The sequence below is a fragment of the Pseudoalteromonas sp. T1lg23B genome, assembly GCF_002964665.1.
In the GTDB taxonomy this organism is placed as follows: domain Bacteria; phylum Pseudomonadota; class Gammaproteobacteria; order Enterobacterales; family Alteromonadaceae; genus Pseudoalteromonas.
This window is the reverse complement of the sequence record NZ_PQBZ01000034.1, coordinates 1,493,084-1,506,228: the sequence shown is the minus strand read 5'-3', so window position 1 is coordinate 1,506,228 and position 13,145 is coordinate 1,493,084. Positions and strand designations below refer to the sequence as shown.

9 protein-coding genes and 1 tRNA gene are annotated in these 13,145 nt (G+C 43.6%); 8 read left to right on the top strand and 2 right to left on the bottom strand.

Annotation, left to right across the window (positions count from 1 at the left end; translation table 11 throughout):
- The first annotated feature begins 121 nt into the window (after positions 1 to 121).
- From C2M32_RS15305 to C2M32_RS15295, 3 genes are all read left to right on the top strand, one after another.
- Positions 122 to 2,989 (top strand): M16 family metallopeptidase, encoded by a 2,868-nt coding sequence (locus C2M32_RS15305; protein WP_105169165.1) that lies wholly within the window; start codon positions 122 to 124, stop codon positions 2,987 to 2,989.
- Positions 2,990 to 3,183: 194 nt separating this feature from the next.
- Positions 3,184 to 4,005, top strand: coding sequence for a serine O-acetyltransferase (cysE, locus tag C2M32_RS15300; protein WP_105169164.1), 822 nt, complete (start codon positions 3,184 to 3,186; stop codon positions 4,003 to 4,005).
- Positions 4,006 to 4,015: 10 nt separating this feature from the next.
- On the top strand, positions 4,016 to 4,669 hold the full coding sequence (locus C2M32_RS15295; protein WP_105169163.1) for a hypothetical protein: 654 nt from the start codon (positions 4,016 to 4,018) through the stop codon (positions 4,667 to 4,669).
- On the opposite strand, the gene xseA is transcribed toward C2M32_RS15295, so the two are convergent.
- Entirely contained in the window at positions 4,666 to 6,021 is a 1,356-nt protein-coding gene (gene xseA / locus C2M32_RS15290; protein WP_105169162.1) for an exodeoxyribonuclease VII large subunit, read from the bottom strand. The genes C2M32_RS15295 and xseA overlap by 4 nt on opposite strands.
- 132 nt (positions 6,022 to 6,153) lie before the next feature.
- Between xseA and guaB the strand changes: the two genes are divergently transcribed.
- The 5 genes from guaB to rimI all read left to right on the top strand — a co-directional run bounded on the left by guaB (position 6,154) and on the right by rimI (position 10,341).
- Entirely contained in the window at positions 6,154 to 7,623 is a 1,470-nt protein-coding gene (gene guaB / locus C2M32_RS15285) for an IMP dehydrogenase (protein ID WP_105169161.1), read from the top strand.
- Positions 7,624 to 7,727: 104 nt separating this feature from the next.
- Positions 7,728 to 9,302, top strand: coding sequence for a glutamine-hydrolyzing GMP synthase (gene guaA, locus C2M32_RS15280; RefSeq protein ID WP_105169160.1), 1,575 nt, complete (start codon positions 7,728 to 7,730; stop codon positions 9,300 to 9,302).
- A gap of 143 nt (positions 9,303 to 9,445) precedes the next feature.
- Positions 9,446 to 9,522: transfer RNA gene (locus C2M32_RS15275), tRNA-Trp, on the top strand.
- Between the two features lie 77 nt (positions 9,523 to 9,599).
- Positions 9,600 to 9,875, top strand: a complete 276-nt coding sequence (locus C2M32_RS15270; protein WP_105169159.1) for a hypothetical protein — start codon at positions 9,600 to 9,602, stop codon at positions 9,873 to 9,875.
- A gap of 46 nt (positions 9,876 to 9,921) precedes the next feature.
- Positions 9,922 to 10,341 (top strand): ribosomal protein S18-alanine N-acetyltransferase, encoded by a 420-nt coding sequence (gene rimI / locus C2M32_RS15265; RefSeq protein WP_105169321.1) that lies wholly within the window; start codon positions 9,922 to 9,924, stop codon positions 10,339 to 10,341.
- On the opposite strand, the gene C2M32_RS15260 is transcribed toward rimI, so the two are convergent.
- Complete coding sequence (locus C2M32_RS15260) at positions 10,313 to 13,003, bottom strand: hybrid sensor histidine kinase/response regulator (RefSeq protein WP_105169158.1); 2,691 nt, start codon at positions 13,001 to 13,003, stop codon at positions 10,313 to 10,315. The genes rimI and C2M32_RS15260 overlap by 29 nt on opposite strands.
- Positions 13,004 to 13,145: the final 142 nt, after the last annotated feature.

The following is a 13,145-nucleotide window of genomic DNA, read 5'->3' as shown; positions in this document are numbered from 1 at the left end:
GTTTACAGAATTTTTGCTCATAAATGGCAACGAAATAAAAAATTATTGCATAATGGTCTTTGAAATAAGCACTTAACAACCGTGACAGTGCAGACAATAGATAACAAATTCAGGGAACACTATGAAATTTAAACTTTTGGCAACAAGTCTTGCCGTAACACTGGCCTTGGCAGGCTGCGTTAGCAATGCTGGTAACCAGGCGGCAAATACCGTACAAGCACAAGCAAATAACAAAGTATTCTCTCAAGACTACGTATTAGAAGAATTAGAAAATGGTTTGCGCGTGATGGTGGTTAAAACAGACTATCCGGACGTTGTTTCAGTACATATTCCTGTATCGGTTGGTTCACGAGATGAAGTTGAACAGGGGCGCACGGGCTTTGCGCACTTCTTTGAGCACATGATGTTTAAAGGTTCAAAGAAATATCCTAAAGATGTTTATGCCGATATTTTGAAAAACTCAGGGGTGGACAACCGTGCTTATACCACCAACGACTACACCAATTATTACCTGAGCTTTTCTAAACAACATTTAGATAAAGTACTAGAGATAGAAGCCGACATTTTTCAAAATCTGACTTACACCGAAGCGCAATTTCGCACCGAGGCGTTGACCGTAAAAGGGGAGTATTTAAAGAACAATGCCAACCCACTGCGTCAGTTGTTGTCAGCGGTGCGTAAAGAAGCTTTTGATAAGCATACATACAAGCACACCACAATGGGCTTTTTTGAAGACATCGAAGCCATGCCAGATCAAATGGCCTATGGTCAAACTTTCTTTGAGCGTTTTTATAACCCAGAGTACGTTTCCTTAGTGATTGTCGGCGATGTTGACCCTCAAGAGACCATTGCTATGGTGAAGAAGCACTGGGGTGGTTGGGAGCGTGGAGACTATGTTTCAAAGGTGCCACAGGAGCCAAAGCAGAATGCACCTAAATATGTACATAAACAAAGTGAAGGCCTGCCAGGTCATTGGCTACTTGTATCTTACAAAGGCTCTGCATGGCAAAGTGAAACGAAAGACAGAGCGGCTCTTGATCTCATCTCCGATCTTTATTTCTCAGAAACTTCTGAGCTATATCAACAACTAGTGGTAGAGAAGCAAATTGCTAGTCAAATGCTCACTTATAACCCAGAGACGAAAGACCCTGGTTTGCGACATGTGTTTGTTAAAGTCGAAAATGCTGAGGATTTAGTCACAGTGCGTGACGCCATTAACCAAACTTATGCCAAGGCGCGCACAGAGCTTGTTAATGAAGACAAGCTAAATGCCCTCAAATCGAACAGAAAATACAGTTTTATTAATGGATTGGACTCATCTGGAGCCATCGCTTCAAGGTTAGCCGAATATATGCACTTTGAACGCGACCCTGAAGTGATTAATCAGCTTTATGCGACAGCAGATGCCATCACCGCTGAGGATATCAAAGCGATAGCCAACAAATATTTTGTGGACTCTAACCGCACAACTGTGACTATGTCTGCCCTTGACTCAATTGACGGGTTTGATAGTGAGGTGTCACTTCAAGCACTTGTTGAGCAAGCAAATCAACCCGTCACACGTCATTTTAATGTGGTAGATAAAAGTAATAGCTCACCACTTGTTGATGTTAATTTACTCTTCTACACAGGGGCGGCAGCAGATCCTCAAGGGAAGAAAGGACTGGCGGCAATGACTGCGGCTATGATTGCCAATGGCGGCTCACAAAATAAAGCATATAAAGAAATCCAAAAGGCAATGTATCCAATTGCTGGTTCTTTCAACTATCAAATTGATAAAGAAATGCTGTCATTACGTGGTCGCGTTCATAAAGATAATATTGAACAATGGTATAGCTTGGTCAGTGAGCAGTTGCTTAATCCAGGGTTTAGAGCCGATGACTTCAGTCGTTTGAAAAAAGAGATACTGGATAACATCAAGGCGGGTTTGAAATCGTCAAATGACGAAGAACTAGGCAAAGAAGTGCTTTATCACAAATTATATCAAGGACACCCTTATGAAAGTTATAACTTCGGTGACTTGTCTGATCTCGAAGCCTTAACATTAGAAGACGTCAAAGCCTTTTATAATCAGCAGTTAACTCAGGCTAAACTGAATGTTGGTATCACAGGTGATATGCCAGAGGATATTAAAGCGAAGTTATTTGCGGACTTGGCTAAGTTACCGAAAGGCGATGAGACACGTTTAGACATTCCTGATGCGCCTGCTTTGCAAGGGCGTCATGCCACCATTGTTGAGAAAAGTGCTAAATCAACCGCAGTATCGTTTGGTTTTCCAATTGATACCATTCGCAGTCATAAAGACTGGACTGCACTTTGGTTAGTTCGCTCTTATTTTGGAGAGCATAGAAACTCAAACAGCTTCCTATATCAGCGAATTAGAGAAACGCGCGGCATGAACTATGGCGATTACGCCTACATTGAGTATTTCCCGCGTGGTATGTTCCAAACTGTACCTGATGCAAACTTGGGCCGTTCTGAGCAAATATTTCAGGTTTGGTTACGTCCATTACGCTCGAACAATGACGCGCATTTTGCAACTCGAGTGGCCTTATTCGAGCTAGATAAACTCATTAAGGAAGGGATGAACGAAGCAGACTTTGTTGCAACTCGAAACTTCCTCACCAACTATGTGGCCCAACTGGTTTCAAGTCAGGACCGTCAACTTGGTTACGCGATGGACAGTCAATTTTATAATATTGAAGGGTTTGTTGATTATGTACGCAAGCAATTGGCAAGCTTGAGTGTTGAAGATGTGAACCGTGTGATCCGAGAAAACTTGCAAACGGAACATATTCAATACGTATTCGTAACGGGAGATGGTAAAGACATGGCACAGCGCTTAGCACAAGAAACACCTTCGCCGTTGAGCTACAATTCTGAAAAGCCAGATCAATTGTTACAAGAAGACAAGCACATAGCATCATACAAGTTAGATATTCCTAAGCAGAATATTGAAGTACTTGAAGTTAGCTCTGTGTTCGAATAAGCAAAACCTTTGATTGATTAATAAAAGCCGCACATTATGTGCGGCTTTTTTAATTGTCAAGCTGTCATAAGCGTACGTTGCGTGGCAAATAGCACTTTGTTATAACTAATTACTATATAGTTTTTTATTACGGTAACACCTCTAGGTGTTTTGTCGTTAGAATCTCTGGTGTTAAATTGAATAAAGGTATCGCTATGCGTCATGAAATATGGCAACAACTTCGCGCCGAAGCAAAAGAGCTTGTTAGCCACGAGCCATTGCTAGCCAGTCATGTATATTCAAGTATTTTGAATCATGAATGTTTGGGCGCTGCCCTAAGTTTTATCGTGGCTAATAAATTGGCCGATGCGGTGGTATCAGCATTTACAATTCGTGAGTTATTCGATCAAGCCTTTGTTGATTGTGACAATATGCTTACTCATGTTGCCTATGACATTAAAGCGGTTAAAGACCGTGACCCAGCCGCGGACAGTTATCTTACGGTGATGTTAAACCTAAAAGGCTTTCACGCCATTCAAGCACATAGATTGGCGCATTGTTTATGGCGACAAAACCGCAAAGAACTAGCACGATTTATCCAAAGCCGCACGTCTGAAGTATTTGGTGTGGACATTCACCCCGCGTGTAAAGTGGGTCACGGCATCATGTTTGACCACGCAACCGGTATCGTAATTGGAGAGACTGCACTGATTGAAGATAATGTCTCGATATTACAATCAGTGACGCTTGGTGGTACGGGTAATGAACAAGGGGATCGACATCCTAAGATCAGAGCTGGTGTACTAATTGGCGCTGGTGCAAAAGTATTAGGGAATATTGAAGTCGGTGAAGGTGCGCGCATTGGCGCAGGTTCCGTGGTGCTAAGCCCAGTAGCGCCCCACACAACTGTGGTTGGCGTACCTGCTAAAGTGGTTGGTAAGCCTTGTAGTCCTTGCCCAGCAGAGAGTATGAATCAAAACTTCTTAGAAGATAGTGACGACCCGAAGAATGAGTCGCAAACCAGTGCCATGATCTAATGGATGCATCATGCGAGGGTTGATAGGTATTGTTTTATTCTTGATAGCCTTCGCATTGGGGATCATGGTGGAGCGGTTGTGGTTGGCCGCTCCCCCTGTGAGCATTCACACAGCAGCTGAGAAACAGAGTGTTATTGCGCCAGATGTACAGACGCGGGATAACCCTCAACCACAGCCCCTACAAACTACTTCTGAGCAGCCTGAAATCGCGCTACAAATAGAGGCTCTAAACAGCACCATTGCGCAATTAAATGAGCAGAACTTCGAGCTCCAACAACAACTGTCATTTATGCGGCAACAAAAAGATAGCGCGGCAGTGCAGGTACCCAATAGCGACTTGAATACGCAGTTATCACAGCAGTATCAGCAGGAAAGTCGTGATGCATTGTGGGCTGATGACCAAGAATTGCAGATCAACGACTTTCTTTATCAAAATGATTTAAGCCATATGGTGGCACTACAGAGCTACGGGTGTAAGTCGACAGTGTGCCAAATTGAACTGGTACCTGCTGGCAATATTCAAGAGTTTGATGCGTCATATTGGCGTGAGGTGAGCGAAAAGCTATTTGCTCAACCTTGGTTTAAACGTTTCACCATAAGCACCTCTACCTCTACAGATCAACGAATGCAGATCTTTCTAAGCACTCAAGAAGTCAAAGACTAATAAGATTTTATATCGATGACTTGAGCGTGGATCTCGCCATCGTACAGTCGCGTGACCAGTGGCTGTTGTGCGTTAACTTGTGTAACGGACTTAACAACTAACCCTTGTTGTTTGGTAATGCTATAACCACGGGCAAGTACACTCAAAGGACTCACGCTATCAAGCCTAGCAGCATAAAGAGCCAATTGATTTTGACGCTGCTGGTGTTGCTTTTGCATTGCTTGAACAAGCGCGTTTGTTAGCTGTTGTAGTCGCCCAGCACTGTCATGTAGTTGTCGCTTAGGGTGCTGGTGGCTTAACCGCTGTTTTGCCATATCGAGTTGAGCGTTGCGTCGATTTTGCATTTGTAAAAATGCTCGACTCAAGCGGCTCGACAACTCATCGATTCTTTGTTGCTGTTGTAGTAATTGGTTTTCTGGATGTTGTAGCTTGAGTCGTTGTTCGAGCGTAGCGCAATAGTGTTTAGCTTGCTTGATAGCTTGTAGTGCCTGCATGTGTAGCGCACGCTTATACTGCATAAGTTGTTGCTGTAAGGCTGTTTGGTCAGGGCTGACAAGCTCGGCGGCAGCAGATGGCGTGGCGGCCCTAAGATCTGCAACATAATCGCTAATGGTTGTGTCTATCTCATGGCCAACGGCACTGATAACTGGCAATCGACTGGCGAAAATCGCGCGTGCTAGCGGCTCTTCATTAAAGCACCACATATCTTCCAGTGAGCCACCGCCTCGGCCAATGATAAGCACATCTACCTCGGCACGTTGATTTGCTACATGCAATTTTTCAATTAACTGTACATGTGCTTCTTTCCCTTGAACTTGAGCAGGATAGATGATGACCTCTAGTTGTGGTGCGCGGCGTTTGAGTACGGTTAAAATATCTTTAATTGCAGCGCCAGTGGCTGAGGTGATCACCCCAACTTTATTGATCTGAGTTGGTATTGGCTTTTTATGATCGCTGCTAAATAAGCCTTCGGCGGCTAAACGCATTTTCAGCTCATCAAATTGTTGTTTCAGTAACCCTTCACCCGCGGGCTCCATTTTTTCTACAATTAGCTGGTAATCACCTCTTGGCTCATACACAGAAACCCGAGCATGTACTTCTACTTGTGCGCCATTGGTCGGTTTGTACTGGCAGTAACGATTATTACCGCGCCACATTGCTGCTTTAATTTGCGCTTTGTCATCTTTTAAAGAAAAATACCAATGTCCGGAAGCGGGGGCCACAAAGTTAGAAATTTCACCGCTTAGACGAATTGCAGCAAAACCTTGCTCCAAAATGCTTCTAATTTCTCTATTTAGCCGAGAAACGGTGTAAGTTGATGAGGCACCAGAATGAAAGCCTGACAATGACATAGAACGCTCCATAAAAAATTCACCGCTACTTTATCATATTTTTTGCGAAATTTTATTTACTCCACCAAGGAACGCTGATAAAATTTCGCCGCAATTCCTTGTACTCAGTTCCACGTGAGAGAAACCGCAACCATGCTAAGAATTGCAAAAGAAGCCCTAACCTTTGATGATGTGCTATTAGTTCCTGCACATTCTACTGTTTTACCTCATACAGCAAATCTATCAACGCGATTGACGCGTGGTATTAAACTAAACCTGCCTCTTGTTTCTGCATCTATGGATACAGTGACAGAAGCTCGCCTTGCTATTGCCCTAGCGCAAGAAGGCGGTATTGGTTTTATTCACAAGAACATGACCATAGAAGAGCAAGCTCGCAACGTACGTAAAGTTAAAGCTTACGAAGCGGGGATTGTATCTTTTCCGGTGACCGTTTCTGCTGATTTAACGATTGCTCAAGCAAACGCATTAGCAGAAGAAAAAGGTTTTTCAGGATTTCCAGTAACTGGCAAAGACAACCAGTTAGAGGGCATTGTTACTAGCCGTGATATGCGTTTTGAAACCAAACTTGATCAACCCGTTTCAACCGTTATGACCACCAAAGAGAACTTGGTAACGGTAAAAGAAGGTGCTTCTCGCGAAGAAATCTTAGGTTTAATGCATGAGCATCGTATTGAAAAAATCCTAGTGGTTGATGATGCGTTTAAACTCAGAGGCATGATCACGGTTAAAGACTACCAAAAAGCCCAAGACAAACCTAACGCTTGTAAAGATGAGCAAGGCCGTTTACGCGTGGGTGCGGCAGTGGGAGTGGGCGCTGGAACCGACGAACGCATTGCTGCGCTAGTTGAAGCGGGTGTTGACGTATTGCTAATTGATACTTCACACGGACACTCTCAAGGTGTAATCGACCGAGTTAAAGCAACGCGTGAGGCGTACCCAGACTTGCAAATCGTAGCAGGTAACGTTGCAACCGCAGAAGGTGCAATTGCGTTGGCTGATGCCGGTGCTGATGCCGTAAAAGTGGGGATTGGCCCAGGTTCTATCTGTACAACACGTATCGTAACAGGCTGTGGTGTACCGCAGATCACTGCAATTTCGGATGCTGTTGAAGGCTTAAAAGGTCGCGATATTCCGGTTATCGCCGATGGTGGTATTCGCTTTTCTGGTGATATCGTAAAAGCGCTGGTAGCTGGTGCATCATGTGTCATGGTGGGTTCAATGTTAGCGGGAACTGAAGAGTCTCCAGGTGAAGTTGAGCTTTATCAAGGTCGTTACTACAAATCTTACCGTGGAATGGGGTCGTTAGGTGCGATGAATCAAAAAGAAGGTTCATCAGATCGCTACTTCCAAAAATCAAATGAAGCGGACAAGTTAGTGCCAGAAGGCATTGAAGGGCGTGTTGCCTATAAAGGTCCTATCGCCACAATTATTCACCAGCAGGTGGGTGGTATTCGCAGTGCTATGGGTCTAACCGGTTGCGCAACGATTACCGAACTAAATACTAAACCGCAGTTTGTACGTGTCACATCTGCCGGTATGGGTGAGTCTCATGTACACGATGTACAGATCACCAAAGAAGCCCCTAACTATCGTCTGGGCTAACACTCAAAAGTGGGCTAGCGATTGCTAGCCCTTCTTAATTTCAAGTAAAGCACGGTATTTGTGCTTTACTGAATTTAGTCGTTTACTAACTAACGAGATTATCAATGAGCAAAGACATCCACGATTCCCGCATTTTGATCTTAGACTTTGGTTCGCAATACACTCAGCTAATTGCACGTCGTATACGTGAAATCGGCGTATATTGTGAGCTATGGGCTTGGGACGTTACCGAAGAGCAGATCCGTGAGTTTAATCCTCAGGGCATTATTTTATCAGGCGGGCCTGAGTCAACGACGTTAGAAAATAGCCCGCGTGCACCTGAATACGTATTTAACGCAGGTGTGCCTGTATTGGGTGTTTGTTACGGCATGCAAACGATGGCGATGCAGTTGGGTGGCCAAGTACATAGCTCAGACAAAAAAGAGTTTGGTTACGCACGTGTTGAAAAGGTCGGTAACTGTAAGCTATTTGATCAAATCCAAGATCATATCGAAGATGGTTTGGATTATCTTGATGTGTGGATGAGCCATGGCGATAAAGTTATTGAAATTCCAGATACTTTTGTAACTACTGCAAAAACAGAAACCTGTCCTCACGCGGCAATGTCATGGGAAGAGAAGCGTTTCTACGGTGTGCAGTTCCACCCAGAAGTTACTCATACTCAACAAGGGCAGCGTCTTTTAGAGCGATTTGTGATTGATATTTGTGCGTGTGAGAAATTATGGACACCGGCGCAGATCATCGAAGATGCAATTGAGCGTATCAAAGAGCAAGTCGGGGATGACGAAGTGATCCTTGGCCTGTCAGGTGGTGTGGATTCATCTGTTGTTGCGATGCTTATTCACCGTGCAATTGGCGAGAAGCTTACCTGCGTATTTGTTGATAACGGCTTACTTCGTTTAAACGAAGGCGAGCAGGTTATGGATATGTTCGGTGACAAGTTTGGTCTAAATATCATTAAAGTTGATGCAGAAGAGCGATTCTTAAAAGCGCTTGAAGGTATTGATGAGCCAGAAGCTAAGCGTAAATCTATCGGTCATACCTTTATTGAGGTCTTTGATGAGCAAGCGAGCAAGCTTAAAAATGCTAAATGGTTAGCACAAGGTACCATTTACCCTGATGTAATAGAATCAGCTGCATCAGCGACAGGCAAAGCGCACGTGATCAAGTCACACCACAACGTAGGCGGTCTACCAGAAGACATGGAAATGGGCTTAGTAGAGCCATTACGTGAATTGTTCAAAGACGAAGTGCGTAAGATTGGTCTAGAGCTAGGCTTGCCTTACGACATGCTATACCGTCATCCTTTCCCAGGTCCTGGTTTGGGTGTTCGCGTATTGGGCGAGATCAAAAAAGAGTACTGTGACCTATTGCGCCGTGCCGATGCAATCTTCATTGAAGAGCTACACAAAGCGGATCTATACCATAAAGTTTCACAAGCATTTACGGTATTTTTGCCGGTTCGCTCTGTAGGTGTTATGGGTGATGCGCGTAAATATGATTGGGTTGTGTCACTACGTTGCGTTGAAACAATCGACTTTATGACGGCGCGTTGGTCACACTTACCTTATGAGTTCTTAGGTCAGGTGTCTAACCGTATTATCAATGAAATCGATGGTATTTCTCGTGTGGTATACGATATTTCAGGTAAACCACCAGCGACGATAGAGTGGGAATAATCATTCCAGCACTCAATTTAGTCTAAATCTAAGGGCGAATTATGTAATATTCGCCCTTTTGTTTATTTTAGAAGCAGTTAAACGGGTTTTTGATAATTTTTCTTTACCTTTAGGAAAACCTCTTTATAATGCGTCGACATTGCAGGGGCGTAGTTCCAATTGGTAGAACAGCGGTCTCCAAAACCGATGGTTGCGGGTTCGAGTCCTGCCGCCCCTGCCACTTCTTCTTTATTTTTGCTTTATATTCTTTAAAGCAGTATATTCCAAACTTATTAATACTCAGTACAACAGGCAATTATGCACTCTTTGTATGCTGAAATCTTAGATATCACACCGCTTGTTTTGAATAATCGTTATAGTGCAAGTGACGGTGAACTTAATGGGGGCGAAACACAGCAGCCCTGTCATCTTAACTCTGTATTGTGGGAAGATATCAAACTTGCGACAACGCGCGAATTGAACAATGTGTTTATAGCACAGCACATTGAGATTCAAGATGCTTCGCTGTACTTACCCTCAGAGCAATTATCTAGTGCGCAAAAGCGTCAGTTATGGGCCTTACTCAGTGAATAAATCAGTACAACGCAACGTATTATCAGATGTGCCATTTGAGCATTTGATGGCTGTCGAAAGCGCATGTCATGAATTCCCATGGTCTGCAAATACGATGCGCTCTTGCCTAGCCGGACGATATTTTAATGGCGCAATATTCGAACAACAGCAACTTGTTGGCTTTTATATCGGAGAGGTTGCAGGACCCGACCATACCTTGATGGACATTTGCGTCGCGCCCGCTTATCAAAGAAAAGGGTTTGCTAAAGCACTGTTAACGGACTTTATCGCCAGCAGTGAAGAGGCCGGCGCAGAAAATTTGTTTTTAGAAGTTAGAGCTTCTAATCAAGGTGCAATTGCTTTATACGAATGGGCTGGGTTTAGTGAGGTAGGCATTCGTAAAAATTACTACCCAAGTGCCAACGGCAATGAGGACGCTATTCTAATGGCGATGACACTTAGCTTCGGCTCTCAGAGTAGTCTATAGCCTCGCTTGTTTGTTGCTTAAGTGTGTATTTGATGGCCTCAGTTAACGAAAGCATTGCGTAGTGCCATTGGTTCTCGTCACTGGTGCGCAGCATTTGCTCTAGTTGATCTGCTGCGCTGTGAATATTCAAAAATCCAAAGCATCCAGCACTGCCTTTTAGGCTGTGTGCTAAAGCCCTCAGAGATTCCCAATCACCATGTTGGTAATGTTGTTGCAATTGTGTGAGATAGTCGGGGAGTTTTTGGTTGTAGTTTTGCGCAATCTGCGCAAATTTCTCGCTCTTAAGTAATGAATCCCACTTTGAGTCGCTAGCTGCTTGGATCTGCAAGTGTTTTAGTAATACCTTTCCTAATTGCTCTCTATCAATTGGCTTAGCAAGTGTGGCGTCGCAGCCAGCCTGCAAGTAGTCCTCAATATCATGCTTCATAACGTTGGCGGTCAAAGCGATTATAGGGCCATCGTAAGCGGCGTGACGTAACATTTGGGTCGCCTCTAGACCTCCCATAACAGGCATTTGCATATCCATCAAGATAAGTTGATAGTCGTTGACCAGTGCTTTTTCGACGGCTTTCGCACCATTGTCTACGATATCAGGGGTGATCCCCCAAGCATTCAGTAACAGCCGGATCAGCTCTTGGTTATCAGGGTTGTCTTCGGCTAATAAAATACGGGCATTAACGTGAATATCAGCAAATTCTTGAGAAATATTAGTTTTGCTTTGTAGCTCCGCGAGGGCGTATTGCATTTGCACAGGGCTAGCTTGGTAATTGCCGGCAATTGTCACAATAAACTGGCTGCCTACACCTTGCTCGCTTTTGACGTTCACATCCCCTCCGAGCAATTGCGCCAAATTTTTTGCAATACATAGCCCCAAACCAGTACCACCAAAGCGACGTGTAATCGTACTATCAGCTTGTTCGAATGGCTTAAACACTCTGCTTATTTCACCCTGTGACATACCAATACCCGTATCTTCAACAATAAACTGGAAGTGCTCGGTAGACTCATCGTACGACACTTCAATGGTAACATTACCATACTCTGTAAATTTGACCGCGTTGCTACAGATATCTATCAAGATTTGCTTCAGTCTAGTCGCATCGCTATATAGCACTTTGGGTATTGGAAATTGGTATTTGATAGCAAAGGATAGCTGCTTTTGCTCGCTCATTGGCATGATTATATCGGCGACGTCCTCCATAAGCGGCTGAATTTCAACTTCACTACATTCCACCGCAAGCTTTTCGGCTTCAATCTTTGATAGATCCAAAATGTTATTAATTAGTTCAAGTAAATGCTTTGAGTTACGTAACATGGTCTCTAGATGTTTCTGATTACATTTTGTATCACGATTACTGAGCAGTTGCTCAGTAAAGCCAATAATGGCAGTAAGCGGAGTACGGATTTCATGACTCATATTTGCTAAAAATCGGCTTTTCAATTCGTTGGCCTGTTCGGCCTGTGTGAACGCAGTTTCTAATTGCTGGTTCATGCGTTCAAGTGCAAATGTTCGATTATCTACCTTTTCTTCTAAGTGCAGCTTATAGTCTTCGAGCTCTCCTTGAAAGTCCCTGATTTGCTTAACCATGTGGTTAAAGTCTTTAAATAGTTTTCCAACTTCATCTTTATTGTCATTGGGTAAGTAAACACTCAGGTCGCCATCACCAACGCGATGGCTAGCCTCGCCAAGCAGCTCAATGGGGTCGATGAGAAATCGTTTGACCACAATCAGCACCAAGATGGGCAAAGCGATGATCGACAACAACACGATAAGCGCCGTGAGGTTTTTTATTGCTTGTCCCGATTCATATAGCAAGTTCTTGGGAATTGCTGATAAATAGTAGTAATCATCACTCAATTGTACTGCGTAGCTGATCATGTCTAACTGATTAATGCTTGGCAAGTTAATACTTGTTAACTCTTCTTGATCTACAAGGCTATGAACCTGTTCCACATCTTGAGGCTGTAAGATTTGCGTGTTTAAAAGCGGTGCGGAGCTGAACAGAATTTTGCCTTCACCTGTGAGTAGTAAGTTGAGGGCATTGTCATAAGGCGACTCTAAAATAGAGTAATTGATGATTGATGGGTCTACACGCACAACGACATAACCAGCCAACGCAGCCTGATTAGTGGAACTACTGCCTTCATATACCTGTTGCACAAAGTACAAGTTTGTCGTGCCATTATCCGTGGGGATCATAAAATACTGTTGGCGTAAGTTACTGGAGAGTACCTGATTGAAAAATGAGTAACCCTTTGGCGGTTCATTCAAGTTATTGGCTAAATAAGCATTACTTTGGCCTTGTCGATCAACCAGATTAATACTAAAAATATCGGGATAGGCTTCAGTGTAGCTTGCAAATACGTTCAGCAGGGCTGTGCGGCGCAGTTCAGCTTCTTCTGAGTTAAGATGGCGTAGAGCGAGATACTCATTGAGCACCGGAGAGGTTGACAGTAATTTCGTTGTTGATTGATATATATCGATATAGTTGAGTATTTTTTGTTGTTGTTGCTCTACAAAGCGGCTGACCGTGAGCTTGGCTTGTTTTTGCGTTGAACTGGTTACATTCGTCAATGTAAAGCCACCGAGAAATAGTGAAGGTAACACCACTAAGGGAGTGATATAGCGTAGCAATTTTATGCTTAACTTGCTTATTTTCATGGCGTTACGATAATGTCCCTATGAAAATCATATCGATATATTTAGGCTCAAGATTACCGTTAGTCTCAAGCCGTTATGTTTTTACCTTCACTAAGTCAGTCGGTCTAAAAATAGAAGAGTTTATTATGAGCCTTAGGGTATC